Consider the following 25,635-nt stretch of genomic DNA (forward strand, 5'->3'; position numbering starts at 1 on the left):
TGTACAGAGGGCACGGCGAATATTTATGCCGGCGGTGACCTTTAACGGGTGGGTTCTGGTTGTTATTTGTACAGTTTTGGCCGCGGCGCGAATTGTGCAAATGCGTAATCTTTGAGTGTTATTTGACCAGTCGTTCATTGGGCCGGTGAGCTGCATAACTGGCCGTATTGTAAAGCAGTTTTTTTATATAAATTTACCGACTCGGCAATTTGAGCACAGCTCCCGGAGTAGCGGCTTTTGGGGCCTTCAGCGGCCCCGGCTACACAGAATACTGGGCTAAATCAAGAGTTGAAAAAAAACGGTTTGTATCTATATTTAGTGCCAATTAATCCAGCGTCCACTATATGTAGTGTTTCATCTGCGGCGATCCCACAGTTGAAACTGGCTTTGCTGTTGCCTGAATTCACCTTTGAGGCTTGTCCTCCAGGTTGTATTGGCAGTGGCTTTTGTGCGACGAACTGGCGCTCAGACGACAGACATAACATCCAGGAGTAGGCGACGGATGCAGCAAGATTTGATGGTTACAAAACGGGATGGTCGACGTGAAAAAATCGATCTTGAGAAAATTCACCGTGTCGTAATCTGGGCTGCCCAGGGCCTGGACAATGTGTCTCCGTCCGAAGTCGAGCTCAAGGCCCATCTGCAGTTTTATGATGGCATCAAAACCTCCGATATTCACGAGACGCTGATCAAGTCGGCGGCCGATCTTATTTCGGAAACGGCTCCGGACTATCAGTATCTGGCGGCACGCCTGGCCATCTTCCATCTGCGCAAGCGCGCCTTTGGCGTTTTCGAACCGCCGCACCTGCAAGAACATGTTGCCCGCATGGTGGACAGCAAGCGCTACGACCGTCACCTGCTGGAAGACTACAGTGCAGAAGACTGGGATACGCTGAACGGCTACCTGGTGCACGACCGTGATATGAACTTCAGCTACGTGGCTGTCAAGCAGCTGGAAGGCAAGTACCTGGTGCAGAATCGTGTCACCGGCGATATCTACGAAAGCCCGCAGATTCTGTACATGCTGGTGGCCGCCTGCCTGTTCGCCAACTACCCGGCAGAAACACGCCTGGACTACGTGCGTCGTTTCTATGATGCCACCTCGCTGTTCAAGCTGTCCCTGCCGACGCCGATCATGGCCGGTGTGCGCACCCCCACGCGCCAGTTCAGCTCCTGTGTACTGATCGAGTGCGATGACAGCCTGGACTCGATCAACGCCACGGCCGGTGCCATCGTCAAGTATGTCTCCCAGCGTGCCGGGATCGGTATCAACGCCGGTCAGATTCGCGCCATTGGCAGCCCGATTCGCAACGGTGAAGCTTTCCACACCGGCTGCATTCCGTTCTACAAGCATTTCCAGACTGCGGTGAAGTCCTGCTCCCAGGGTGGCGTCCGCGGCGGCGCGGCGACGCTGTTCTACCCGCTGTGGCACCTGGAAGTGGAGTCCCTGCTGGTTCTCAAGAACAACCGTGGCGTGGAAGAGAACCGCGTGCGTCATATCGACTACGGCGTGCAGCTCAACAAGCTGATGTATCAGCGCCTGATCAAGGGTGAAAATCTGACCCTGTTCAGCCCGCACGAAGTGCCTGGCCTGTACGATGCCTTCTTTGCCGACCAGGTCGAATTTGAACGTCTGTACGTGCAGTACGAGCAGGACCCGTCGATCCGCAAGAAGACCATCAAGGCGGTCGAGCTGTTTGGTCTGCTGGCATCGGAGCGTGCCTCCACCGGCCGCATCTATATCCAGAACGTCGATCACTGCAATACCCACAGCCCGTTTGATCCCAAGGTTGCCCCTGTCAAGCAGTCCAACCTCTGTCTGGAAATTGCGCTGCCCACCAAGCCGTTGCGTGATGTGAACGATCCGAATGGCGAGATTGCGCTCTGCACCCTGTCGGCCTTCAACCTCGGTGCCCTGGCCAACCTCGACGAGCTGGAAAACCTGTCCGATCTGATCGTGCGGGCGCTGGATAACCTGCTGGATTACCAGGACTACCCGATTCTGGCGGCCCACAATGCCACCAACTGGCGCCGTACCCTGGGTGTGGGCGTCACCAACTTTGCCTACTATCTGGCCAAGAACGGTGTGCGCTATTCCGATGGCTCGGCCAATGGTCTGGTACACCGTACTTTTGAGGCGATCCAGTACTACCTGCTCAAGGCTTCCAATCAGCTGGCCAAGGAGCGTGGCGCCTGCCCGAAATTCGATGAGACGACCTATTCCAAGGGTCTGCTGCCGATCGACACCTACAAGCGCGAAATCGACGAGTTCTGCGACGAGCCGCTGCACTATTTCTGGGAAACGCTGCGCGAAGACATCAAGGAATTCGGTCTGCGCAACAGCACCCTGACGGCGCTGATGCCCTGCGAAACCTCGTCACAGATCACCAACTCCACCAACGGCATTGAGCCGCCCCGTGGCTATGTGTCGGTGAAGGCGAGCAAGGACGGCATCATGAAGCAGGTGGTGCCGGAGTATCTGGAGCTCAAGCAGCACTATGAGCTGCTCTGGACCATCCCGAACAACGAAGGCTACCTGCAGCTGGTGGGTATCATGCAGAAGTTCGTCGACCAGGCGATTTCATCCAACACCAACTACGACCCCGGCAAGTTCCCGGGTGACAAGGTGCCGATGAAACAGCTGCTCAAGGATCTGCTCACCGCGTACAAATACGGCGTCAAGACGCTCTACTACCACAACACCCGTGATGGTGCCTCCGACGGCCAGGATGATGGCTGTGAAGGCGGCGCCTGCAAGCTGTAACAACAGCGTTCAGATAATTCGGGCTAGCAGCCTGTCGGGCTTTCCACAGTAGATCGTGTTAAGTCCGACAGGCTGCAAGGCCGCCGTCCCCTGACGGCGGCTTCGCCTGTCCGGTTGCAGTTTTTCGGAGCTTTAAGGAATTAATGGCTTATTCCACGTTCAACCCGTCTACCCATGATGCCACGCTCGAACCCATGTTCTTCGGTCGCAGTGTTAACGTTGCCCGTTACGACAAGCAGAAGTTTCCCATCTTCGAAAAACTGATTGAGAAGCAGCTGTCGTTTTTCTGGCGTCCCGAGGAAGTCGACCTGTCGTCTGACCGCAAGGACTTCATGGCGATGCCGGAGCATGAGAAGCATATCTTCCTGAGTAACCTGAAATACCAGACGCTGCTGGATTCGGTACAGGGGCGTTCACCCAACATCGCCTTCCTGCCGGTGGTGTCCTTGCCGGAGCTGGAGACCTGGTTCGAAACCTGGGCCTTCAGTGAAACCATTCACAGCCGCTCCTACACCCATATCATCCGTAATATCATCACCGAGCCGTCCCTGGTGTTCGATCAGATCGTCACCAACCAGGAGATCGTCAAGCGCGCCGAGTCTGTTACCCGGCTGTACGACCAGTTCATCGCCCTGGTGCAGGTCTATGGCATTTATGGCCCAGGTGAGCATGAGATCAACGGCAAGAAGGTGGATGCCACGCTGCGCAACCTCAAGCGCACCCTGTACCTGACACTGGTGTCTGTCAACGTGCTGGAGGCGATCCGCTTCTACGTCAGCTTTGCCTGCTCCTTCGCCTTTGCCGAGCGGGCTATCATGGAAGGCAACGCCAAGATCATCAAGCTGATCGCACGGGATGAGGCGCTGCACCTGACAGGCACTCAGCATATGCTGAACCTGATGGCCAGTGGCGCCGATGATCCGGAAATGAAGATAGTGGCGGCCGAGTGTCGTGAAGAAGCGCTGAAAATCTTCGCAGAAGCGGCGCAGCAGGAGAAAGACTGGGCGCAGTATCTGTTCCGTGACGGTTCCATGATTGGTTTGAACGCCAAGATTCTCAGCGACTATGTCGAGTACATCACCAATGTGCGGATGAAAGCGCTGGGCTTTGAGGAAATGTTCAAGACTCAGCAGAACCCGTTGCCCTGGATGAATGCCTGGCTGGTGAGTGACAACGTACAGGTAGCGCCTCAGGAGTCGGAAATCAGCTCCTACCTGGTCGGTCAGATTGACAATGAGGTGGGAGACGGCGATTTCGACGACTTTGACTTCTAACCGCGTTATGCCTGCAGACAAGGAGCAAGCCATGGCCGGGATTCCACGCATCAAGGTCAGCAACTATCCCACCTTCTATTTCCAGTACGAGTTTTCGCTGCTGGATGCACTGGAGGCGCAGGCGATCCCGGCGCCGTACAGCTGCAGGGGCGGGTACTGCGGAACCTGCAAGGTGCGTCTGCTCGATGGCGAAGTGGAAACGGTACAGGATTGTTTGGTCGATCTGCACGACGATGAAATCCTCACCTGCTGCTGCAAGCCCAAAACGCATATCGAGATAGAGCTTCCGTCGGAATAGGCAGTGGAAAGTTGCGAGATGCAAGGTACAAGGGAGCGTCAGTGGCGAGGTGCAGGTGCAACGCCGCTGAGCATCTGTTAAAAAGCCGTTATTCGTTATTCGTTATTCGTCGCGAGCATCAGCGCTCGCGCCTTTGAACTGTCCTCCACAGTCCGCTGCGGATGTCGGAATTCGCTACGGGTAACCTGTGAATTCCGGGAAGCAGGGTAAAGCTGTGGTGTTCGAGCAGGCGATCTAACCCTGTGTCCACTTTTGTAGGGTCACATCATGCCTTTCACCTTTCACCTTTCACCTTTCACCTTTCACGTCGCACCTCGCCCTTTTTTCTGCTTTTTAGATCCCTCAATTCGGCGTCATAAAAATCTTTTGCACAGCTGAAGATAGTGATCTGTCAATATTGACTTTGGCTCTCCAAGCTAAAGTTTATGGTTTTTTGTGTGGTATAACTTACTGAAAAATAACACTTATCCTGAGTTGTTCGAATATTGTGCGACTTTCTGAAAGCCGCGCAGGCGCTGCTTTTCAGCTATATACGCAATAGTTATGCAGTAACTTATGCACAGATTGTGTGAGTAAGCCCCAGGCGATCAATGCACCCCTATAAGCGCCTGTATAAGCGACGGTTCGCAGCCGTTACTGCCATACTTTTGGCAATAACGGATTCGGAGAATCGTCATGTTTGAGCATCAACCCGCGCTGGTCTCCCTGATAGGCAATACGCCGCTGATCGAGTTGCGTCAGGTGTCGGAGCTGACCGGCTGTACCATTCTTGGCAAGGCCGAGTTTCTTAACCCCGGCGGCTCGGTGAAAGACCGTACAGCACTGGGCATTATCCGGGATGCAGAACGCAGAGGCCTGCTTGAGCCCGGCGGTACCGTCGTCGAGGGCACCGCCGGCAATACCGGTATCGGTCTCTGCCTGGTGGCCAATGCGCTGGGGTATCGCACTATCATCGTTATGCCAGAGACCCAGAGCCAGGAGAAGAAGGATCTTTTGCGTCTCTATGGTGCCGATTTGCGCCTGGTGCCCGCGGTGCCCTATGCCGATGAAAATCATTACACCCGTGTCTCGAGCCGTATCGCAATGGAGATGCAGCAGCAGGGTCGCAGTGCCATCTGGGCCAATCAGTTCGACAATACTGCCAATCGCGAGATTCATTATCAGACCACAGGGGCTGAAATCTGGCGCCAGTGTGGCGGGCAGCTCGATGCTTTCTGCTGCGCGGTTGGCACGGGCGGCACTTTGGCGGGGGTCGCCAGAGCGCTGCGCGAGCAGGATAAAAGCGTGAGCATTGTGCTGTCGGACGCGCAGGGGGCTTCGTTGTGCAATTACTATCGCGGGGGTGAGCTGCGCGCCCAGGGATCCTCGGTGATGGAGGGGATTGGGCAGAGCCGCATTACCGCTAACCTGGAAGGGCTGAAAGTGGATGATGCGCTGGAGATCAGTGATGGCGAAGCCTTGCCCTATCTGTATGACCTGTTGCAGTACGAGGGGCTTTGCCTCGGGGGCTCCAGCGCCATCAATGTGGCGGGTGCGGTACAGATTGCCCGCACCCTGGGGCCGGGTCATACGGTGGTGACGATTCTGTGTGATGTTGGCTCGCGCTATCAAAGCAAGCTGTTCAATCCGGCTTTCCTGCAGGCAAAGGGCTTGCCTCTGCCCGCCTGGCTAGCGGCGCCGTCCTGAGGGGATAAAAAAGCAGTATATGTTCGGCATGATTGTGGCAGGGGGCTGGTCCTGTTAGGGCCGAGTTACCCACAGCCCTGGGGGTATTTTCAAGCCTGTGCACAGGTGCGAGTGTCCTGCGCTGTCTTTTCAGAAAGATGAATAAAGAACAAGTAGCAGACATGAAAAAGAGCAGAGAAATCGGTCTTGACAGCCTCCCTCTCTGTTGATCATCCACACCTCTGAGATGCATCTTTGGTGTTGTTGAAGCGATGCCGATAATTCGTGAATAAACTCTGTTGACTTAAGTAACTATATGTTTTTAAAGGATAAATATCATGTGGTTATATTTTGATCAATCCAAGGTGAGCCCTTGAATGGTGGGGGCTGGGGGCATCTGCCCAAACTTTACCAACAGTTTTATCCACAGAAAGTGGGGGTAACTGAATTATCAACATTCTTCAATCAAACGGACATAAACTGACCAAGTGATCAAGAGTGTTGACGGTCATATTCAGTGTTATTTCAAGCGTGGCTGTATGTTTTTTGTTCGACAGCTCGGCTGCCTGTGTTGCAGTGCTGATGCACTCTGGGACCCAGCGATCATTTTCTCTGCGTAATCCTGTTTTTTTGGGGGGGGCTTTGGTGCTGGTCCTGTGTATAGCTGGGCAAGGCGGGCCAGGCGGGCAGGGCCTAAACGCTGGATAGCGTTTGGGGTTGGGCGCTGTGTCAGGCAGCGCTGATGGCGGCTGGTATCCACACCTGCCAGAGCACGTAGAGATTGCTCTGGCCCAGTACGCAGAGCGCACCCAGGTAGAGATAGACGAAACGATCAAAGCCAAAGCCCGGAGGGTGCTCAATGCCCAGCAGTGCGCTTTGCTCGGCGCGAAAGCGCGCCTTGATCTGACTGAACAGCAACAGCTCTTCGCGCAGCAGCAGGGTGCCGAATAGCAGCAGGAAGATGCCGAGTATGGGCAGTGCCAGCACCCAGTAGGACACCACCCGGGTGATCTGCGTTTGTATATAGGGTGCGATGGCCAGCAGTACGGTGGCGGCGGTGAGCTGGAACAGTACCTTCCAGATATGGTCATGGCGGTAACGGTATTCGGACCAGAGCAGCTCGGTGTGCAGGGCGCGTACTTCGGGGCTAATGGCAGCCAGGCCTGGCTGATCGCTGGCGTTCTCACTCATCGCGCTTACGCATCAGAGTCGTCTTCCCGTGTGTCTTGTGGGGCTGTGGCTAAACAATAGCAGAGTCTGTAGGGGGCGACTCAGGTGCTGTCGGTCTTGTCCCTATAGTCGCACAGGTCTTCAATCAGGCAGGACATGCAGCGTGGCTTGCGGGCGATGCAGACATAGCGTCCGTGCAGAATCAGCCAGTGGTGGGCATCCAGCAGGAATTCCTTGGGGATAAAGCGCATCAGCTTTTTTTCGACGTCCAGCACCGTCTTGCCGGGCGCTATGCCGGTACGGTTGGAGACGCGAAAAATGTGCGTGTCGACCGCCATGACGGCTTGGCCGAAGGCGGTATTGAGCACCACATTGGCGGTTTTGCGGCCCACGCCGGGCAGGGCTTCGAGTGCCTCGCGAGTCTCTGGAACTTCAGAGCCGTGCAGTTCAATGAGCATGCGGCAGGCTTTGATAATATTCTCGGCTTTGCTGTTATAAAGCCCGATGGTCTTGATGTAGCTTTTGAGCCCGTCGACGCCCAGCGCCAGTATGGCTTCCGGGGTGTTGGCGACAGGGAACAGCTTGCGGGTCGCCTTGTTGACACCCACATCCGTCGCCTGTGCCGAAAGCGTCACCGCCACCAGCAGTTCGAACGGCGAGCTGTACTCCAGCTCGGTCACCGGATGGGGGTTGTCGTCACGCAGGCGCGTGAAAATCTCCAGCCGCTTTGCCGCATTCATCGATACATATCCGCCTAGTTGATGGTGCCGGTCACACGTACGCGCCGGCTGCCGCCGTCGCTCTTGGGCTTGCGGGCCTTGCGGCGCTCTTCCAGCCTGGCGTCGACAATGTTTTTCACGGCGATAAGCAGTCCCATGCCGACGAAGGCGCCGGGGGGCAGAATCGCAAACAGAAAGCCGGAGTAGTCGCCGATCAGGGTGATCTTCCAGTTCTCGGCCATGGGGCCAAACAGCAGCTGCATGTCGGCAAAGAGTGTGCCCAGACCCAGCACCTCGCGCATGGCGCCGAGGATCATCAGCACCAGGGTAAAGCCCAGGCCCATCATCAGACCGTCCAGCACCGAAGCGCCCACCGGGTTCTTGCAGGCGAAGGCATCGGCACGCCCCATGATGGCGCAGTTGGTGACGATCAGCGGGATAAAGATGCCCAGAATCTGATACAGCTCATAGGTAAAGGCCTGCATCAACAGCTCGATCGAGGTCACGAAGGAGGCGATGATCATGACGAAGATCGGCAGGCGTACGGACTCCGGCACGAAGTGGCGAAACAGAGACACGGTCAGGTTGGAGCCCGTCAGCACCAGGGTGCTGGCAACGCCCAGACCAATGGCGTTGACGACAGAGCCCGTCACGGCCAGCAGCGGGCACAGCCCCAGCAGCTGCACCAGGGCCGGGTTGTTGTGCCAGAGGCCGTCGAGGGTGATCTTTTTGTAATCAGCCATTGTTGCGAGTCTCCTGTTGCGCGTCGTCGCTCAGGCCGAGCAGTTCGCCGCGGTGCAGACGAAAGTAATCTACCGTGCGTCCGACCGCATTAACGACCGCGCGGGGGGTGATGGTAGCCCCGGTGAACTGGTCGAAGCGTCCGCCATCTTTGCGCACCCCCCAGCTGGGGTCTATTTCGGTTTTGCTCTGGTTGGCAAAGCCCAGCACCCAGCGGGATTTCTTGATATCCACCTTGTCGCCCAGGCCCGGGGTTTCCTTGTGGGCCAGTACGCGCACGCCGGCAACGCTTGCATCGCTGTTGATGCCCACGATCATACTGATTTCTCCGGTATAGCCATCGGGTGCCACCACCGGCAGTATGACCATCACGGCTTCGCCGTTGCGCATGGCGCGGTAGGCGGTTTCGGGGCGGTTGTGGCCGAGCAGGTCAGGGGCAACAAACTCGATGCCGTTTTCCAGCAGATCGCTGTCCAGACCCTCGCGGGGCACGATTTCATATAGCGACCGGGCCTGTTGCTCGCGTTCATTTTGCTTGATGCGATCGGCTGTGCCGACCTGGGTAATGGCGATCAGGCCGGCGGTGACCACGGCGAAGATGGCAATGCCGGTGGTGCTGCGGCTAATGGCGCTGAGCATTTGCATCAGGTGCTCTCCTTCTGGCCGTGCTTGGGCTTGGCGTGGCCGTAGGTGCGCGGTTGGGTGTACTGATCAATAAAGGGGGCACACAGGTTCATCAGCAGTACGGCGAAGGCCACGGCATCGGGATAGCTGCCCCAGGTGCGGATAATGAAGATCAGCAGGCCGATGCCGGCGCCGTAATAGAGCTTGCCACGGTTGCTGGTGGCGGCGGTGACCGGATCCGTGGCAATAAAGAAGGCGCCGAGCATGGTGGCACCCATGGTCAGGTGAAAGAACGGATCGGCATAGGTATCGGGTGAGAAAATGTAGAACAGCGTCGAGAATACCGCCAGGCTGCCGAGTACCGCTACGGGCGTATGCCAGGTAAAAACCTTGCGGTACAGCAGGAAGACACCGCCCATAAAGTAGGCCGCGCTGACCGCATGCCAGGCGCCCACGCCGTTGGACAGTACGGTTGAATTGCGAAAGGCTTCTTCCGTGGTCAGGCCGCCGCGGTGGCGCAGTTCATCCAGGGGTGTGGCCGAGGTGAAGGCATCCAGGGTGCTGTGTTCGAGCGCGCCGAAAATCAGTTTGAAGGTGTCCAGAAAACCGAGGACATGCCAGCCGTCCTCGCCCTGCAGCACGAAGGGGGCGCTCCAGCGTGTCATGTCGACGGGAAAGGACACCAGCAGCAGGGCATAGGCCACCATCGCCGGATTGAACGGGTTATTGCCCATGCCGCCATAGAGGTGCTTGGCAATGACGATGGCAACGAAGATGCCCACCACCATCAGCCACCAGGGCGCGAAGGGTGGCAGCGCTAGCCCCAGCAGTACGGCGGTGACCAGGGCGCTGTAGTCGCGCAGGTAGAAGCTGGCGGGGCGCCCGCGCAGTTTCATGACCGCGGCTTCAAAGCCCAGCGCCAGCAGCATGGCCCAGCCGACCTGCAACAGGGTGCCCCAGCCGAAAAAGAAGGTCATGGCCGCCAGGCCCGGCAAGGTGGCGAACATCAGCAGGCGCATCAGGTGGGCAGAGCTGCCGGCCCGGCGCAGGTGGGGTGAACTGGAACGAATCAGTGCCATCTTCGGTCAATCCTTATTCAAAACGGCTCAGCGTTTTGCTTAATTCATCGGCGTGGCTGCGGGCCTGGAGCAGAGCCTGCTCAAGTTCCGTGGCAGCGGTGCTGTCGGCTGTGCTCAGGGCGCGCTCGGTCTTGGTAACCTGGGCGCGGGCCAGGGCGGCATCGATCTGCAGCTGCTTGAGGTCGACGCCGGCGGCGGCGGCAACTTCGATGCGTGCCTGCTCGGCCGTAGTGAGCTGGGCTTTGGCGTTCTCAAAGCGACCGCTCAGCTCCTGCACCTCAGTACTGAGGCTAGCTTGGCTATCGGCATCGGCATCCTGCAGGGCTTTTTCGGCCTTTTTCAGCTTGGTACGCATGATGGATACCTGTTGTTTCAGTGCCTTGATATCCACGACAGTCTCGGCTGCTTTGGCAGTGTCTGGCCCTGCTGCTTGAATTGCATCTTGTCCTGTGTGCGGTGCAGTGCCGCTGGCTTCGTCAAAGGCGGTTTTGGCTTCGAGGTACTTGCCGCGAAGCTTCTCGACGCCGGCGGTCATTTTCTCGACTGCCGGGCTGCCGGAGGCGATGGCGCTCTCCAGTGCGGCCTGGGCCTTGTCGACCTTGGCTTTGGCGGCCTCCATGTCGGCCTGGAGTTCGGCGAGCTTGGCCGGGTTCACGGCCTGGGTGTCGGCGGGGGTGCCGGCGGCGTCAAAGGCGGCCTTGGCGTCAAGGTACTTGCCACGCAGCTTCTCGACGCCTGCGGTCATTTTCTCGACTGCGGGGCTGCCGGAGGCGATGGCGCCCTCCAGTGCAGTCTGGGCCTTGTCGACCTTGGCTTTGGCGGCATCCATATCGGCCTGCAGTTCGGCAAGCTTGGCGGGGTCAATGCCCGGGGCACCGGCGTCGGCGCCGCCATAGGCCTGTTGTGCATCGCGGGCGCGCAGCTCGAGTTCGCGTACGCGAGATTCCAGCGCGGCAATATCGTCGCTGCCGGCATCACGGGCGCTGGCCAGGGCCTTCTCGGCCTGCTTGAGCTTGGTGCGGGCCACGGCGGCGTTGGTTTTTAGCTGCTTGGCATCGGGCGCGGCGCTGGCGGCACTGTCGGCGTTCAGGGCCTGGTCGTAGGCCTGCTGGGCGGCATCGGCCTTGGCGTTCAATGCGTTGACGGTATCGCGCAGGGCATCGATGCCCTCCTGTCCCTTGTCTTCGGCGTTCTTGAGCGCCTTCTGGGCCTGCTTGAGCTTGGTGCGGGCCACCGATGCTGCGGTTTTCAGTTGCTTCAGGTCGGGTTCTGCCGCCGGCGTTGTAGTTGCTGCGGTACTGGCGAGGGATACCGCTGCCAGGGGCTTGTCCTTGCGGGCGGCCTGGTTGCGAGCGGCTTCCTCGGCGCGGGCCTTGCGGCGGGCTTCCTTTTCGGCCTGCTCGGCTTCGAGGCGTGCCTGACGCGCTTCGAAGCGCACGCGGGCATGTTCGGCCTTGCGCTGCTCGGCGTCGTCGCTGCGGATTTCCGCCTTGGCATTGCGGTAGTACTGCACCAGGGGAATGGCGCTGGAACAGACATAGGAGCAGGCGCCGCATTCGATGCAATCGAACAGGTTGTGGTGCTTGGCCTTGTCCAGCTCGCGGCCCTTGGCGAACCAGTACAGCTGCTGGGGCAGCAGCTCGGCCGGGCAGACCTGCTCGCACAGGCCGCAGCGAATGCATTCCTGTGCCGGCGGGGCTGCTGGCATCTCGTCGGGGCTGGCGGCGATAAGGCAGTTGGTGGTTTTGATCACCGGGATCTGGTCATTATCGACGCTAAAGCCCATCATCGGGCCGCCGACGACCAGGCGGTACAGATCGTTCGGGCTGACCCGCGCTGCGCGCAGCAGCAACGAGTAGGGCGTACCGATCAGGGCTTCGAAATTCTGCGGCTGGGCCACGGCTTCGCCGGTCAGGGTAACGATGCGCGAAATCAGCGGTTCACCCTGGTGGACCGCGCGGGCGGTGGCGTAGGCGGTGCCGACGTTCTGGCAGACGATGCCGACATCGGCGGGGATGCGGCCACTGGGAACCTCGACATTGGTCAGCAGCTTGATCAGCTGCTTTTCGCCACCGGACGGGTACTTGGTCGGCACCACGCGCAGATCAATATTCAGGCTGCAGCCGGCCAGCGCCTTTTCCAGGGCGCGAATGGCCTGGGGCTTGTTGTCCTCGATGCCGATCAGAATATGACTGGGCTTGAGCAGATGATCGATGATTTCGATGCCGGCCACTATATCGTCGGCGCGCTCACGCATCAGCATGTCATCGGCGGTGATATAGGGCTCGCATTCGGCGGCGTTGATAATCAGGGTGTTGACAATATGGTGGTCGCCCAGATGCAGCTTCACATCGGTGGGGAAGCCTGCGCCGCCCATGCCGGTAATGCCGCTGTTGCGGATATAGTCGGTCAGCGCCGCCTTGCCCAGGGCGCGGTAATCCGCGAGGCCTGCGTGCTCGATCCAGTGGTCTTCACCGTCGCTGCCGATAATGATGCAGTTGGCCTGCATGCCAGAGGCATGGGGGATTGGATGCGGGCCTATGGCCGTTACGATGCCCGAGGTGGGGGCATGCAGGGCGGCGCTGATGCGGCCTACAGGGTCGGCGATGCGCTGTCCCTTGAGTACCTTGTCGCCTACCTTGACCAGGGGTTCTGCCGGCGCGCCTATATGCTGCGACAGTGGCAGTACCAGCTGATCGGGTAGCGGCGCCTGGCGAATCGGCGTGCGGGTCGACTGGCGCTTGTTTTCCGGCGGGTGTACACCGCCGTGGAAGGCAAATACATGACCCATCAGGCGAGGCCTCCCGGCTGGGCGCTGCCGCGGCCGGCGTCGGTGGCGATCAGCTGGATGCCGGGTGTGGGCGCGGGCCATTTCCAGGTACTGAGAGTGGTTTCAATCGGGATCATGTCGATACAGTCAACCGGGCAGGGTTCAACGCAGAGATCACAGCCGGTGCACTCGGACATGATCACGGTATGCATCTGCTTGGCGGCGCCGAGGATGGCGTCTACCGGGCAGGCCTGGATACACTTGGTGCAGCCGATGCATTCGGCTTCGCGGATATAGGCGATGGAGCGGGGTTTTTCTTCGCCGTGCTCGTCGTCCAGCGGAATGACGTCGACGTCCAGCAGATCGGCCAGCGCCTCTATGGTGGACTGGCCACCGGGCGGGCACTTGTTGATGGTGTCGCCGCCGGCGATGGCCTCAGCGTAGGGGCGGCAGCCCGGATAGCCGCACTGACCGCACTGCGTCTGGGGCAGCAGGGCGTCGATCTGCTCGACGATGGGGTTGCCTTCAACCTTGAAGCGCACCGAGGCGAACCCCAGCACTATGCCGAAAACAACGGCGAGTCCGAGCAGGACCAGGATGGCGATAATGACTGCGCTCATGCGTACTCTCCGCTCAGAATGACACCAGGCCGGTGAAGCCCATGAAAGCCAGTGACATCAAGCCGGCGGTGATCATGCCGATGGCAGCCCCCCGGAAGGGGGTTGGCACGTCGGCCACGGCGACGCGCTCACGAATCGCTGAAAACAGGATCAGGGCCAGGGAAAAGCCCACCGCGGCACCAAAGCCGTAGACAATGGATTCCATGAAGCCGTTCATCTTCTTGATGTTGAGCAGCGCCACGCCGAGCACGGCGCAGTTGGTGGTGATCAGGGGCAGGAAGATGCCCAGCACCCGGTACAGCAGCGGGCTGGTCTTGCGCACCACCATTTCGGTGAACTGCACCACCACGGCGATAACCAGGATGAAGGCGATGGTCTTGAGGAAGGCCATCTCCAGGGGTGCCAGCAGGTAGGTGTAGACCAGGTAGCTGCACAGGGATGACAGCGTCAGTACGAAGGTGGTCGCCAGGGACATGCCCATGGCGGTTTCCAGCTTGTTGGAAACGCCCATGAAGGGGCACAGGCCAAGAAACTGCACCAGTACGAAGTTATTCACCAGCACTGTGCTGATCAGAATAAGCAGAAATTCCGTCATCGCGATGCTCAAGTTGCAGGGGGCGCGGCATTTTCACCGCTCAAGGGGCGCGCTTGTCGCTGTGCGCCCGCCAAAAAATCTACCGGGGTTTATGCGGATAGCCCGGGTCCGCTGGAAATCGAGCGGCGAATTTTACCGGATTGACCCCGCCTCGGTACAGGCTTGAGTCCGGATTAAGCGATCTTATTAACGCATCGGGCCCGGTCACAGATATCTGTGCCGGGCCCGAGGGTGCCATGACGGCAGGTCGGCGCTGGCGGTTAGGCCAGAGCGTGAGCCTTGAGCAGTGCCAGCAGCGCTTTTACCTGTTCCTGCGGGCTCTGGGCATCGCTGTTCAGGCGCAGATCACCGGCCTGGCCATCCAGGTTGACGCTCAGGGCGCCGGGCAGGACGCTGTCGCTGTCGACCAGGACCACCAGGCCATTGTCGGCCAGTACCGCTGCGGTGGCCTCGAGATTTGCCTGCAGAGCAGCTGGCAGATTGCGGGGCGTCAGTACGGCGACGGCGCGCCCGGCGTCAAACAGGCGCTTCTCGGTGCTGTACAGCAGCTGGTCGCGGGCTGTTGCGTCACCGCCGCTGACGCTGACGATGCCGGCACGCTGACCATAACGGCGTTCCTTGTCACTGCGGCTCACGCGGGAGTCGGCACTGATGGTGTCGATGTCGTCCTGCTGTGCCTGGTCGCCTTCGTTGATAATCATGCCGGCGGCCACAGTGGCGTTGCTCAGACGATCGACAATAATAAAGGAGCCGGTGCCGCGATGGTCACGGTAGTCATCGGCGATGATGGAGCGCTCGATATTGAGTTCGCAGCGGGCGATTTCGTTCAGGCTCAGGTTGGAAGCCGGAAGCTGTTCGTGGGTGTTGACGTCGATACGGTGACGGATGTGGCTGATACTGCCGGCCACGGTCTGGGTTGCGAGCTTGACGTCGTAGGTGCGGCCCGGCACCAGTTCGGCTTCGGCCATCCATACCACCATGGCGTCGAAACGGCTGGTGACGTCGGGCAGCTTGTCGCTGTGCACCAGGATGTCGCCGCGGGAGATGTCGATCTCATCTTCCAGCGTCAGGGTCACGGACATCGGCGGGTAGGCCTCGGCCAGTTCGCCATCGAAGGTGACGATGGATTTGACGCGGCTCGACTTGCCGGACGGCAGCACGGTAACGGCATCGCCCGGGCGCACGATACCGGAGCTCAGGGTGCCGCAATAGCCGCGGAAATCCAGGTGCGGGCGGTTAACGTACTGCACCGGGAAGCGCAGGTCGTCGAAGTTGGCGTCGTTGGCAAGCTCAACCGATTCCAGCAGGCCCATCAGCGGCTCGCCCTTGTACCAGGGGGACTGCTCCGATGCGGTGACCACGTTGTCGCCCTTGAGGGCCGACAGTGGTATGAACTGCAGATCCGGCAGATCCAGCTCCTTGGCGAATGCCAGGTACTCAGCCTTGATCTCTTCAAAGCGCTCTTCGCTAAAGCCCACCAGGTCCATCTTGTTGATGGCGACGATGGTGTGCTTGATGCCCAGCAGGGAGACGATAAAGCTGTGGCGCTTGGTTTGCACCTGCACGCCGTGGCGGGCATCGACCAGGATGATGGCCAGGTCGCAGGTGGAGGCGCCGGTGGCCATGTTACGGGTGTACTGCTCATGCCCCGGGGTGTCGGCGATGATGAACTTGCGCCTGGACGTCGAAAAATAGCGGTAGGCTACATCAATGGTGATGCCCTGTTCACGCTCGGCCTGCAGGCCGTCGACCAGCAGTGCCAGGTCGATCTCATCGCCCGTGGTGCCGGATTTCTTGCTGTCGGCGGTGATGGCGGCCAGCTGATCTTCGTAGATCATCTTGGAGTCGTGTAGCAGGCGGCCGATAAGGGTGGATTTGCCGTCGTCCACGCTGCCGCAGGTCAGGAACCGCAACAGTTCCTTGTTTTCGTGCTGGGACAGGTATTGCTGAATATCAGTGGCGATCAGGTCGCTTTGGTGACTCATGTGTTAGCTCCAGGCTTGACGCTGCCGGCGGCGGGGCCGCGGCAGCAGCGTCTTGGTGTCGTATTGGATGTTGTGTCCGGGCCAGGTCTGCCTTATAAGCAAATGATGGCAGGGGCCCGGATTTTGATCAGAAGTAGCCTTCGATCTTCTTCTGTTCCATGGGTCTTGTACCGTCGTGGTCGACGCGGTCGCGGCCCTGGGTGTTGCTCAGAAGTAGCCTTCGATCTTTTTCTGTTCCATGGAGCCTGCGCCGTCGTGGTCGATGGCTCGCCCCTGGCGCTCGGACGTCGTGGTCAGCAGCATTTCCTGGATGATCTCGGGCAGGGTGTCTGCTTCGGACTCAACGGCACCGGTCAGCGGGTAGCAGCCCAGGGTACGGAAACGCACCTTTTTCATTACGGGCTCTTCACCTGGCTGCAGCGGCAGGCGGTCGTCATCCACCATGATCTGCATGCCGTCACGCTCGACAACCGGGCGCAGGGCGGAGTAGTACAGCGGCACGATTTCGATCTGCTCGAGGTAGATGTACTGCCAGATATCCAGTTCCGTCCAGTTGGACAGCGGGAAGACGCGGATGCTCTCACCCTTGTCGATACGGGTGTTGAAGGTGTTCCAGAGTTCCGGGCGCTGGTTCTTCGGATCCCAGCGGTGATGCTTGTCGCGGAACGAAAAGACACGTTCCTTGGCGCGGGATTTTTCTTCATCACGACGGGCGCCGCCGAAGGCCGCATCAAACTTGTACTTGTCCAGTGCCTGCTTCAGGCCCTGGGTTTTCATGACATCGGTATGGGTTTTGGAACCGTGCACGAAGGGGCTGATGTTCATCTCAACACCCTCGGGGTTGATATGCACGATCAGGTCCATGCCGGCCTTTTCCGCCATCTTGTCGCGAAAGGCGATCATTTCGCGAAATTTCCAGGTGGTGTCGACGTGCATCAGCGGGAAGGGGGGCTTGCCCGGGTAGAACGCCTTGCGTGCCAGGTGCAGCATGACGGAGGAGTCCTTGCCGACGGAGTACAGCATGACGGGGTTGTCAAAGCTCGCGGCCACTTCCCGGATGATGTGGATGCTCTCGGCTTCCAGCTGTCTTAGATGTGTCAGACGGTGTTCCGGCAACTGATTCATGGATCGACCCCTTCCTTACCTGTATTGAGTAGGCTGTTTGCTGCCCGGTGGGCGCCAAACGGCTATTAACCTATGATGCGGCGCATTATTGCAGCATTACGCATACAATCAAAAAGAATATATTAGACTTCGTTTAGATCTATATGGAATAAGAGGTCGGTGGGTTCTGTTGGGTTTTTTGTGTTATTTTGGTTATAACAAAATTTCAAATAAGTATTTAGAGTTATAAGTGGTGGCCAGTATGATGGCCGCAATTAATAGCAGCAGTTCGCCTGCATGAGTGGTTGGGCAGCATGGAATTCGCATACAGTTTTGCAGGCTTGGTCGTCGGTTTTATCGTTGGGCTGACCGGTATCGGTGGTGGTGCCCTGATGACCCCGATTCTGATCGTTGTCTTTGGCATAGCACCGGTCGTGGCCGTGAGCACCGATCTGCTCTATGCCGCAGTCACCAAGTTCGGCGGCATGTGGTCCTATGCGCGGCGCAAGATGGTGCACTGGAAGGTGGTTGGGATGCTGCTGCTGGGCAGCGTGCCGGGCAGCCTGCTGACGCTGCATTACCTGAAAGGGCTCGAGGCGCTGGAAAGCATCGAGAGCCTGATGAACATGACGCTCGGTGTATCGCTTGTACTGACCTCGATCGCCGTGTTCCTGCGCAATCAGATTCGCGAGCGCGCCATGCGCCTTGACGGTCATCCGCTGGCCGTTCATGCGCGGCGCTGGCGCCCCCTGGTTACCACCCTGATGGGGCTGCTGCTGGGTGCGCTGGTCACCTTGTCGTCCGTGGGCGCCGGTGCACTGGGCACGGCCATGCTGATTGTGCTGTACCCGCGCCTGAGCATGCCGGCTATCGTGGGTACCGACCTGGTTCACGCCGTGGTGCTGACCAGCATCGCCGGTGCCGGGCACTATTCAATGGGTAATGTCGATTTGACATTGCTGGTATACTTGTTGATCGGTTCCCTGCCTGGTGTATTTCTGGGCAGTCATGTAGGCGTCCGGCTGTCGCCGCGAGTGATGCAGCCGATCATGGGTTCGATTCTATTCGCGATTGGTCTGCGCTTTGTTCTGGCAGGTTGATCGAATCTTTCCACGGGCTTTGAGATGAGTGGCGGGCCTCCCCGTCAGGCAAGGTGTAGTTAGCATGTATCAATATACTGAAGTAGACCAGAGTCTGGTGGATGCGCGTGTGGCGCAGTTCCGTGACCAGACCCGACGTTTCCTGGCAGGTGAGCTGCCGGATGAAGAATTTTTGCCGCTGCGACTGATGAATGGCTTGTACATTCAGCGTCAGGCGCCAATGCTGCGTGTGGCGATTCCCTACGGGTTGCTGTCGTCCGTACAGATGCGCAAGCTTGGGCATATCGCCCGTACGTACGACAAGAACTATGCCCATTTCACCACCCGCACCAACGTGCAGTTCAACTGGCCCAAGCTGGAAGAAGTGCCCGATATTCTGGCGGAACTGGCGCAGGTGCAGATGCACGCCATCCAGACCTCCGGCAACTGTATCCGCAACACCACCACGGACCATTTCGCCGGTGTGAACGCCAACGAAATCGAAGACCCGCGGCCGTTCTGCGAGCTGATTCGCCAGTGGTCCACGCTGCACCCTGAGTTTGCCTACCTGCCGCGCAAGTTCAAGATCGCCGTCACCGGTGGTCCGGAAGACCGCGCCGCATCCCAGGTACATGATATCGGTCTGCACCTGGTGCAGAATGCCGCCGGTGACGTTGGCTTTGAAGTGCTGGTCGGTGGCGGTCTCGGCCGTACACCCATGATCGGCAAGTCGATCCGCAGCTTCCTGCCCAAGGCTGATCTGCTGTCCTACCTTGAAGCTATCCTGCGCGTGTACAACCTTAATGGTCGTCGCGACAACAAGTACAAGGCCCGTATCAAGATTCTGGTGCACGCACTGGGTGCCGAAGAGTTTGCCCGTCTGGTTGAAGCCGAATGGGAACTGATCAAGGCCGAGCAGCCTGAGCTTGAAATCACCGCTGAAGAATTCGCCCGCGTGGAAAACTTCTTCAACACCTTCGAATACGACGCGGAGGCGGCTGAAGATGTCAGCCTGAACGCACAGCTCGAAGCCGATACGGATTTCCGTGTCTGGTACGAGAAAAACACCGTAGTGCACAAGGTGAACGGCTATCGTGCCGTGGTCGTTTCGCTCAAGCCCATGCTGGCACCGGCAGGCGATGCCACCGATCTGCAGATGGATATAGTGGCCGATCTGGCTGATCAGTACTGCGGCGGCGAAATCCGCGTGACGCACACCCAGAACCTGGTGCTGGCCGATGTGAAGAACGCTGATCTGTATGCACTCTGGAAGGTGCTGGCCGAGCACAACATGGCGCGTCCGAACATCAACATGCTCAGCGACATGATCGTGTGCCCGGGGGGCGATTTCTGCGCTCTGGCCAACGCCAAGACCCTGGGGATTGCTGATCAGATCAATCAGAAGTTCGAAGATCTGGATTACCAGTACGAACTGGGTGAAATTCGCCTCAATATGTCTGGCTGCATCAACGCCTGTGGCCACCACCACGTCGGCCATATCGGTATTCTGGGTGTCGACAAGGGCGGTGAGGACTGGTATCAGATCACCATCGGCGGCTCCGACAAGGAAGATGCGTCTTTGGGCAAGGTGCTGGGTCGCTCGGTACAGGCTGATGAAGTCGCAGACACGCTTGAAAAGCTGCTGCTGACCTACGTTGAGTCCCGCGAAGAAGGTGAATTGTTCATTGAGACGGTGCGTCGCATCGGTGTTGCCCCGTTCAAGGAGAAAGTCTATGCCGCTGCTCATTAATCGCGAAGTTGTAGCCCAGGATAGCTGGCAGTTTCTGGATGCGGAAGCGACCCTGGAACAGGTGCCGCAGGACGGTGATATCGTTGTGCCGCTGGCGCTTTACCTGGAAAACCGCGACAGCCTGAATGGCCGCGCCGGTCGTCTGGGTGTGCAGTTCAACGGTGATGATAATATAGAGCCGCTGCTGACAGACCTGTCCGGCCTGGCGCTGGTGGCTATCGAGTTCCCGGTATTCCGCGACGGCCGTGGTTTCAGCCAGGCGCGTCTCGTGCGTCGCGCCGGTTTTGCCGGTCAGCTGCGCGCCGTGGGCGATGTCACCCGTGATCGTCTGGACCATATGCAGCGCTGCGGTTTTGATGCCCTGGCTGTGCCGGAAGACCGCTTCAAGCCAGAAGTGCTGAATGCCTTCGGTGAAGTGAGCGTGCATTACCAGGCCGGCGCTGACGATCCGCGCCCGATCTACCGTCAGGGTTAAGTGGGGCAGCTAGACATCTTGTCGCCAGAACGGCTGTTGCCATGCTCGTCGGACTTTCCGCGGCATGGCCGACAGCCGTTTTTTATAGAGGATACTTTGCATGAGTGAGCAGTTGAGCGCCGAGCTGAACGCCCGGGTTGAGCATGTAGCCGGCCTGCTGAAGCAGGCGGCTGACGACTATAGCGCCGGCATTGTGTTTGCCAACAGTCTTGGCGCTGAAGACATGGTGCTGACCGATCTGATCAGCAAGCACGCCCCCGGCATCGGCATTTTCGTGCTCGATACCGGGCGTCTGCCGGAGGAAACCCTGAAACTGCTGGCCGACGCCAAGGCTCGTTATCCACAGGTGAGCTTCAAGGTGTATTACCCGGAGGCTGCCGATGTGGAAGCTTTTGTGGCGGACCATGGCATCAATGCATTCTATGAGTCGCAGGATCTGCGCAAAGGGTGCTGCTTCGTGCGCAAGATCAAGCCGCTAAAGCGTGCCCTGGCCGGCCAGAAAGCCTGGATTACCGGTTTGCGTCGCGAACAATCGGTTACCCGCGATGAAATCGCCTTCAGCGAATGGGACAAGGGCAACGGTCTGCAGAAACTGAACCCGCTGGCGGACTGGAGCGAGAAGGATGTCTGGGCCTATATCCGCGCGCTGGACGTACCCTACAACGCGCTGCACGACCAGCACTATCCGAGCATCGGCTGTGCGCCCTGTACCCGTGCCATCTCCATGGGTGAAGATGTACGTTCCGGCCGCTGGTGGTGGGAAAATCCGGACAACCGCGAGTGCGGTCTGCACCCGGCGACACCGCTGAAGTTCAAGTAAGGTCGGACGTTGTGCCCAGGCGCCGCTGCGGGTTACCGCCGCGGCGTTTTTGTTGTGCGGGATAGGGTCTAGTGTACTGCTTCGCCCTAATGGGTGCTTATAGAGCCCGCCAACTCGTGTCCGGCAAGGCGCCGTTCGCCGGTAATAGTGGGGCTCTTGCCAAGAGCGGTAACGCAGCAGGGCGCGAATTGGCGCGCTCCCTGCGGGCGAGCCGCCAGAAGGCCGTTCGCGGTGTTGCATTTCCTCGACATAGGCCCACTATGCCTTCGAAAATGCGCCGTGCGGCCAACCTCCTGGCGACTCGCTAAAAGCGCCTCTAAGAGCGAAGCAGTACACTAACGCTCGATTTTGGTGCGTTCTGCTGCTCTTTTATGGGGCGTTCTAGCTGCTGCGGTACGCGGCTTGGCCGTCAATCGGCTGGAATCCCAGGGTGTTTGTCCGATAGGCCTTAAAATGGTGCCAAAAGACCGCTGTGATGAGGTTTCACGCCTTGGCAGCGATCTTGCTACAGGCTTATGCGTGCGTGCGCTGAGAGCGCGGCGAATTGAGATACACTACAGATTGTCATCAGGCAGCAGGAGTTCGGATCGTGGAGTACCTTCCTCTTTTTTTCCGTCTAAAGGACCAGCCGGTGTTGCTGGTGGGCGGTGGGCAGATTGCCATGCGCAAGGCCAAGCTGCTGTTGCGTGCCGGTGCCCGCTTGACGGTGGTGGCGCGGGATATCTGTACGCAGCTGGCTGAAATGGTCGAGGTGCAGGGCGGTCAGCAGGTGATTGGCGAATATCATCCCGCCCTGCTTGACGGTTGCGTGCTGGTGGTCGCGGCGACCGACGATGAAGTCCTGCATGAGCGTATCCATTATGATGCCGTGCAGCGCCGCTTGCCGATTAACGTGGTGGATTGCCCGGCGCTCTGTACCTTCGTCTTTCCGGCCATTGTTGATCGTTCCCCCATCGTTATTGGCATTTCATCGGGTGGGGCTTCACCGGTGCTGGCGCGCATGTTGCGGGCCCGGCTCGAGACCCTGATTCCCAATGGCTATAGCCAGCTCGGAGCCCTGGCCGGGCGTTTTCGCGATCAGGTCAAGGCGCGCTTTGGCGGCGTCAATCAGCGCCGCAAGTTCTGGGAGTCGGTGTTGCAGGGGCAGGTGGCGGAGCAGGCTTTTGCCGGGCGTATGCAGGCGGCGGAAAAGTTGCTGCAATCCAAGCTCGATGAAGGTGATCCCGAACACCAGGTGGGCGAGGTCTATCTGGTGGGAGCAGGTCCGGGCGACCCGGAGCTGCTGACATTCAAGGCGCTGCGCCTGATGCAGCAGGCCGATGTGGTGCTCTACGATGCTCTGGTATCAGAGGCGGTGCTGGATCTGTGCCGGCGTGATGCAGACATGGTGTATGTCGGCAAGCAGCGGGACAATCACGCCGTGCCTCAGGAGGGCATCAACGAGCTGCTGCTGAAATATGCCCTGCAGGGTAAGCGCGTATGCCGTCTTAAGGGCGGTGATCCGTTTATCTTCGGCCGTGGTGCCGAGGAGCTGCAGTCGCTCAAGCCCCACGGTATCCCGTTCCAGGTGGTACCGGGGATCACCGCCGCCAGCGCCTGTGCCACCTACGCCGGCATACCGCTCACGCACAGGGAGCATGCGCAGTCGGTGAAATTTGTCACCGGACAGCTGAAAAATCGCACCACGGACCTCAACTTCGCAGAGCTTGTGCACCCCAATCAGACCATAGTGTTCTACATGGGGCTGCATACGTTGCCGGAACTGGCTACCAAACTGGTGGCCCACGGCAAGCCGGGCACTACACCCGCTGCCATCATCTCAAAAGGCACGTCTGCTGATCAGAAGGTACTGACCGGCACCCTGGATACGATCGCCGAACTGCAGCGCAAGGCGCAGCTTGAGGCGCCTGCGCTGGTGATTGTGGGTGAAGTGGTGAAAATGCATGACAGCCTGTCCTGGTTCGGCGATGAGCTGGTGGAGGGGCGCAACCACACCCTGATGAAGGTACACCACGGCCCCGACGATAGCCCCCAGGGCTAAAGCCCTGCCCGGGTAGCGCGGTCAGTCGCTGCTGGTCGACTGGGCCTCGGCTGCGCGCAGGCTGGTGGCGTAATACAGCAGCAGGCGCCCTGAGACATAGAGCACCATCAGGCTGGCGAGGCCGAGTTGCGCTGTTGCCAGCGTATCTATCTGGCCTACTACATCCGCAGGAGCCCCCAGCGTCTGCAGGACATCGGTGAGCTCCAGCATCGCCAGTGCGCTGACCACCACCGGAAACGCAAAGGCGGCGTGGGAGGCGCTGAACGGCAGTCGCATCAGCTGAAAAAATGCCATGTATATGATCAGTGTCATCAGTTGGGCCACCGTGCCCAGCACGGCAATCAGCAGAATGGACGGTTCATCGATAATGCTGATATAGCCTGCCAGGCAGAGATTGGCAGGCGCCGCCAGTATGGCCAGGATGGGGCGGGCCGCCCGCGGCAGGCGCTTGGCGAAAATAAGCCGGTACAGCATGAGCGGCAGCAGCAGACTGTAACTGATCAGCCCAAACCACATCAGATTGCGGGCCAGTTCGACGGCTTCAGGCGGGCAGGTCAGGGCCGCGCTGACGATGCCCACGGGCGGCACAAACCAGCTCGGCGCCATATGGTGCAGTTCGAACTTTCGAATGCGGTGCAGCGCGAACAGCAGCAGAAATGTCAGGTGCAATGCCACGGCCAGCAGCCAGATGCCACCGGCAAAGGTCGGCACAAGTGGGTGCAGTGCATCGCTGATGACCATGGTGGCCATGCTGAAGGTGGGTACTACGCCACCCACAACCGGGTGGGCCAGGTCGCGCCACAGCAGCAGTGGGTTGAGCACAAACTTGCACAGAACCGCCAGCAACAGGACGCTCGCAAGCAGGGCGCCGGTCAATTGAGCCTGCCCCTGGTGCGGGCTGTACAGTTCCCAGCAGGCGCCGAGTGCGGCAATACCCAGGGCAAGCCCGGCCAGGGGAGTCGGTACCTGGCGAGTGGCGAGTTTGAAGGCGTGAAACATGGATCGGATCTCAAGAACGCGGGCAAAAAGAGCAATACATGCTAATGATTTGCTGCTTTAAATAACATCTAGACGTATTGTACGGGTTGTTAAGCAGAATTGAATGCTTGGGCGGTAACCATTAGGCAATAGTGGGTGTCTCCCTGGCGTTTTGTGATGCCAGGCCAGAGGCGCGTGCGGGGAAGGGAAGCCTTGTCGGGGGACGAGCTGTAGCGCAATTGTACCCGCAGGCTGTTAAGCTGAAACTAGGGGTTTCCCGTGCATAAACGCAGGGTACCAAAAAGGTGTAAAATGCCGCTGTCAAGGATCACATAGCAAAGAATGCCCATGAAATTCAAACCGGATGATATTTGTACCAGTCGCAAGGCGGCTGAAATGCTGGGCGTGTCTGCGCGCACGGTGCAGTTGTGGGCGGATGCCGAAGTTATCGAGAGCTGGAAAACACCGGGCGGGCATCGTCGCTTCAGTCTGCTGCAGGTGGAAAAGCTGGTGCGCGAGCTGCAGGACGGCAAGGGACCGGTGTTGTCTGATGCGCAGAATGAGGCGGATGCCTCTCGCAATGCGCCGGTGCGGGTGCTGGTCATCGATGATGAAAAGGTGCTGTTGCGACTCTATGAGCTGACGCTGAAAAGCTGGCAGCTACCGCTGGAGCTGCATCTGTCGGACAATGGCTACAGTGGATTGCTGAGTGTGGGTCAGGTGGAACCGCAACTGCTGGTGCTCGATTTGAACCTGCCAAATATTGATGGCTTCAGCATTATTGCGGCGCTCAAGCACAGTGGGTTGCTGGAGCGCATGGAACTGATGGTGATTTCAGCACTGGAAGCCGATGAGGTGCTGACGCGTATGCCGGTCGGAGTCGAGTGCCAGGTGCTGCCAAAGCCGATTCCGTTTAATGAAATAAAGCTGCGTGTTGAGCAGATTCTCGAGCGCCAGCGCAACCGTTAATCGCCGGCTCAATCGTCTGATTGAGCCACTTGTTTTCTTACTGCCTGATTGCGCTGCGTTCTAACACAGCTGCGTTGGATCCTGTGATGCTTGTTCTTTCTGTTCTGGTCCCGTG

Annotated in this window: 21 protein-coding genes; 10 read left to right on the plus strand and 11 right to left on the minus strand. The window is 58.9% G+C overall.

Annotation, left to right across the window (positions count from 1 at the left end; translation table 11 throughout):
- Positions 1-502 precede the first annotated feature (502 nt).
- The 4 genes from nrdA (at position 503) to A8C75_RS06345 (ending at position 6,022) form a co-directional block, all read left to right on the plus strand.
- Positions 503-2,764, plus strand: coding sequence for a class 1a ribonucleoside-diphosphate reductase subunit alpha (gene nrdA, locus A8C75_RS06330; protein ID WP_067379606.1), 2,262 nt, complete (start codon positions 503-505; stop codon positions 2,762-2,764).
- A 143-nt stretch (positions 2,765-2,907) separates the two neighbouring features.
- Entirely contained in the window at positions 2,908-4,038 is a 1,131-nt protein-coding gene (nrdB, locus tag A8C75_RS06335) for a class Ia ribonucleoside-diphosphate reductase subunit beta (protein ID WP_067379609.1), read from the plus strand.
- Between the two features lie 31 nt (positions 4,039-4,069).
- Positions 4,070-4,336 carry a class I ribonucleotide reductase maintenance protein YfaE gene (yfaE, locus tag A8C75_RS06340; RefSeq protein WP_067379612.1) on the plus strand — a complete coding sequence of 89 codons (267 nt, stop codon included), beginning with the start codon at positions 4,070-4,072 and terminating at the stop codon, positions 4,334-4,336.
- A 675-nt stretch (positions 4,337-5,011) separates the two neighbouring features.
- Positions 5,012-6,022, plus strand: a complete 1,011-nt coding sequence (locus A8C75_RS06345) for a cysteine synthase A (protein WP_067379615.1) — start codon at positions 5,012-5,014, stop codon at positions 6,020-6,022.
- A 708-nt stretch (positions 6,023-6,730) separates the two neighbouring features.
- Here A8C75_RS06345 and A8C75_RS06350 read toward each other — a convergent pair.
- The 10 genes from A8C75_RS06350 to cysD all read right to left on the minus strand — a co-directional run bounded on the left by A8C75_RS06350 (position 6,731) and on the right by cysD (position 17,429).
- On the minus strand, positions 6,731-7,192 hold the full coding sequence (locus A8C75_RS06350) for a hypothetical protein (RefSeq protein WP_084783796.1): 462 nt from the start codon (positions 7,190-7,192) through the stop codon (positions 6,731-6,733).
- Between the two features lie 80 nt (positions 7,193-7,272).
- Positions 7,273-7,911, minus strand: coding sequence for an endonuclease III (gene nth, locus A8C75_RS06355; RefSeq protein WP_067379618.1), 639 nt, complete (start codon positions 7,909-7,911; stop codon positions 7,273-7,275).
- A gap of 14 nt (positions 7,912-7,925) precedes the next feature.
- A complete protein-coding gene (locus A8C75_RS06360; protein WP_067379621.1) occupies positions 7,926-8,633 on the minus strand; it encodes an electron transport complex subunit E in 708 nt (235 codons plus the stop codon).
- Positions 8,626-9,276, minus strand: coding sequence for an electron transport complex subunit RsxG (gene rsxG, locus A8C75_RS06365; RefSeq protein WP_084783799.1), 651 nt, complete (start codon positions 9,274-9,276; stop codon positions 8,626-8,628). Before rsxG ends, A8C75_RS06360 begins: the two co-directional genes overlap by 8 nt.
- Complete coding sequence (gene rsxD / locus A8C75_RS06370; RefSeq protein ID WP_067379624.1) at positions 9,276-10,334, minus strand: electron transport complex subunit RsxD; 1,059 nt, start codon at positions 10,332-10,334, stop codon at positions 9,276-9,278. Before rsxD ends, rsxG begins: the two co-directional genes overlap by 1 nt.
- 13 nt (positions 10,335-10,347) lie before the next feature.
- Entirely contained in the window at positions 10,348-13,125 is a 2,778-nt protein-coding gene (gene rsxC, locus A8C75_RS06375; protein WP_067379627.1) for an electron transport complex subunit RsxC, read from the minus strand.
- Positions 13,125-13,724, minus strand: coding sequence for an electron transport complex subunit RsxB (gene rsxB / locus A8C75_RS06380; protein WP_067379630.1), 600 nt, complete (start codon positions 13,722-13,724; stop codon positions 13,125-13,127). The genes rsxC and rsxB overlap by 1 nt, the downstream gene beginning before the upstream one ends.
- Positions 13,725-13,737: 13 nt before the next feature.
- The gene (gene rsxA, locus A8C75_RS06385) at positions 13,738-14,319 is read right to left on the minus strand and encodes an electron transport complex subunit RsxA (RefSeq protein WP_067379633.1); all 582 of its coding nucleotides are present in this window, start codon (positions 14,317-14,319) and stop codon (positions 13,738-13,740) included.
- Positions 14,320-14,579: 260 nt separating this feature from the next.
- The gene (gene cysN, locus A8C75_RS06390) at positions 14,580-16,304 is read right to left on the minus strand and encodes a sulfate adenylyltransferase subunit CysN (protein ID WP_067379636.1); all 1,725 of its coding nucleotides are present in this window, start codon (positions 16,302-16,304) and stop codon (positions 14,580-14,582) included.
- Positions 16,305-16,511: 207 nt separating this feature from the next.
- Positions 16,512-17,429, minus strand: coding sequence for a sulfate adenylyltransferase subunit CysD (gene cysD / locus A8C75_RS06395; RefSeq protein ID WP_067379639.1), 918 nt, complete (start codon positions 17,427-17,429; stop codon positions 16,512-16,514).
- A gap of 293 nt (positions 17,430-17,722) precedes the next feature.
- Between cysD and A8C75_RS06400 the strand changes: the two genes are divergently transcribed.
- The 5 genes from A8C75_RS06400 (at position 17,723) to cysG (ending at position 23,573) form a co-directional block, all read left to right on the plus strand.
- Positions 17,723-18,508 (plus strand): sulfite exporter TauE/SafE family protein, encoded by a 786-nt coding sequence (locus A8C75_RS06400; RefSeq protein ID WP_067379642.1) that lies wholly within the window; start codon positions 17,723-17,725, stop codon positions 18,506-18,508.
- A 64-nt stretch (positions 18,509-18,572) separates the two neighbouring features.
- The gene (locus A8C75_RS06405) at positions 18,573-20,237 is read left to right on the plus strand and encodes a nitrite/sulfite reductase (RefSeq protein ID WP_067379645.1); all 1,665 of its coding nucleotides are present in this window, start codon (positions 18,573-18,575) and stop codon (positions 20,235-20,237) included.
- Entirely contained in the window at positions 20,221-20,712 is a 492-nt protein-coding gene (locus A8C75_RS06410; RefSeq protein ID WP_067379647.1) for a DUF934 domain-containing protein, read from the plus strand. The genes A8C75_RS06405 and A8C75_RS06410 overlap by 17 nt, the downstream gene beginning before the upstream one ends.
- A 100-nt stretch (positions 20,713-20,812) precedes the next feature.
- Entirely contained in the window at positions 20,813-21,532 is a 720-nt protein-coding gene (locus A8C75_RS06415; RefSeq protein ID WP_067379650.1) for a phosphoadenylyl-sulfate reductase, read from the plus strand.
- Between the two features lie 589 nt (positions 21,533-22,121).
- Positions 22,122-23,573 carry a siroheme synthase CysG gene (cysG, locus tag A8C75_RS06420; protein WP_067379651.1) on the plus strand — a complete coding sequence of 484 codons (1,452 nt, stop codon included), beginning with the start codon at positions 22,122-22,124 and terminating at the stop codon, positions 23,571-23,573.
- Positions 23,574-23,594: 21 nt separating this feature from the next.
- Here cysG and A8C75_RS06425 read toward each other — a convergent pair whose 3' ends face one another.
- Positions 23,595-24,572 carry a TDT family transporter gene (locus A8C75_RS06425; protein WP_067379655.1) on the minus strand — a complete coding sequence of 326 codons (978 nt, stop codon included), beginning with the start codon at positions 24,570-24,572 and terminating at the stop codon, positions 23,595-23,597.
- Between the two features lie 327 nt (positions 24,573-24,899).
- Between A8C75_RS06425 and A8C75_RS06430 the strand changes: the two genes are divergently transcribed.
- The gene (locus tag A8C75_RS06430; RefSeq protein ID WP_067379658.1) at positions 24,900-25,520 is read left to right on the plus strand and encodes a response regulator; all 621 of its coding nucleotides are present in this window, start codon (positions 24,900-24,902) and stop codon (positions 25,518-25,520) included.
- Positions 25,521-25,635: the final 115 nt, after the last annotated feature.

The organism is Marinobacterium aestuarii, assembly GCF_001651805.1.
In the GTDB taxonomy this organism is placed as follows: domain Bacteria; phylum Pseudomonadota; class Gammaproteobacteria; order Pseudomonadales; family Balneatricaceae; genus Marinobacterium_A; species Marinobacterium_A aestuarii.

Coding starts and splice junctions, on each gene's coding strand:
- A8C75_RS06360 (WP_067379621.1), bottom strand. CDS start 8,633: ATGGCTGATTACAAAAAGATCACCCTCGACGGCCTCTGGCACAACAAC.
- rsxG (WP_084783799.1), bottom strand. CDS start 9,276: ATGCAAATGCTCAGCGCCATTAGCCGCAGCACCACCGGCATTGCCATC.
- nrdB (WP_067379609.1), top strand. CDS start 2,908: ATGGCTTATTCCACGTTCAACCCGTCTACCCATGATGCCACGCTCGAA.
- A8C75_RS06350 (WP_084783796.1), bottom strand. CDS start 7,192: ATGAGTGAGAACGCCAGCGATCAGCCAGGCCTGGCTGCCATTAGCCCC.
- yfaE (WP_067379612.1), top strand. CDS start 4,070: ATGGCCGGGATTCCACGCATCAAGGTCAGCAACTATCCCACCTTCTAT.
- A8C75_RS06400 (WP_067379642.1), top strand. CDS start 17,723: ATGGAATTCGCATACAGTTTTGCAGGCTTGGTCGTCGGTTTTATCGTT.
- cysN (WP_067379636.1), bottom strand. CDS start 16,304: ATGAGTCACCAAAGCGACCTGATCGCCACTGATATTCAGCAATACCTG.
- A8C75_RS06405 (WP_067379645.1), top strand. CDS start 18,573: ATGTATCAATATACTGAAGTAGACCAGAGTCTGGTGGATGCGCGTGTG.
- nth (WP_067379618.1), bottom strand. CDS start 7,911: ATGAATGCGGCAAAGCGGCTGGAGATTTTCACGCGCCTGCGTGACGAC.
- cysD (WP_067379639.1), bottom strand. CDS start 17,429: ATGAATCAGTTGCCGGAACACCGTCTGACACATCTAAGACAGCTGGAA.
- A8C75_RS06345 (WP_067379615.1), top strand. CDS start 5,012: ATGTTTGAGCATCAACCCGCGCTGGTCTCCCTGATAGGCAATACGCCG.
- A8C75_RS06415 (WP_067379650.1), top strand. CDS start 20,813: ATGAGTGAGCAGTTGAGCGCCGAGCTGAACGCCCGGGTTGAGCATGTA.
- A8C75_RS06430 (WP_067379658.1), top strand. CDS start 24,900: ATGAAATTCAAACCGGATGATATTTGTACCAGTCGCAAGGCGGCTGAA.
- rsxD (WP_067379624.1), bottom strand. CDS start 10,334: ATGGCACTGATTCGTTCCAGTTCACCCCACCTGCGCCGGGCCGGCAGC.
- rsxB (WP_067379630.1), bottom strand. CDS start 13,724: ATGAGCGCAGTCATTATCGCCATCCTGGTCCTGCTCGGACTCGCCGTT.
- A8C75_RS06410 (WP_067379647.1), top strand. CDS start 20,221: ATGCCGCTGCTCATTAATCGCGAAGTTGTAGCCCAGGATAGCTGGCAG.
- nrdA (WP_067379606.1), top strand. CDS start 503: ATGCAGCAAGATTTGATGGTTACAAAACGGGATGGTCGACGTGAAAAA.
- A8C75_RS06425 (WP_067379655.1), bottom strand. CDS start 24,572: ATGTTTCACGCCTTCAAACTCGCCACTCGCCAGGTACCGACTCCCCTG.
- rsxA (WP_067379633.1), bottom strand. CDS start 14,319: ATGACGGAATTTCTGCTTATTCTGATCAGCACAGTGCTGGTGAATAAC.
- rsxC (WP_067379627.1), bottom strand. CDS start 13,125: ATGGGTCATGTATTTGCCTTCCACGGCGGTGTACACCCGCCGGAAAAC.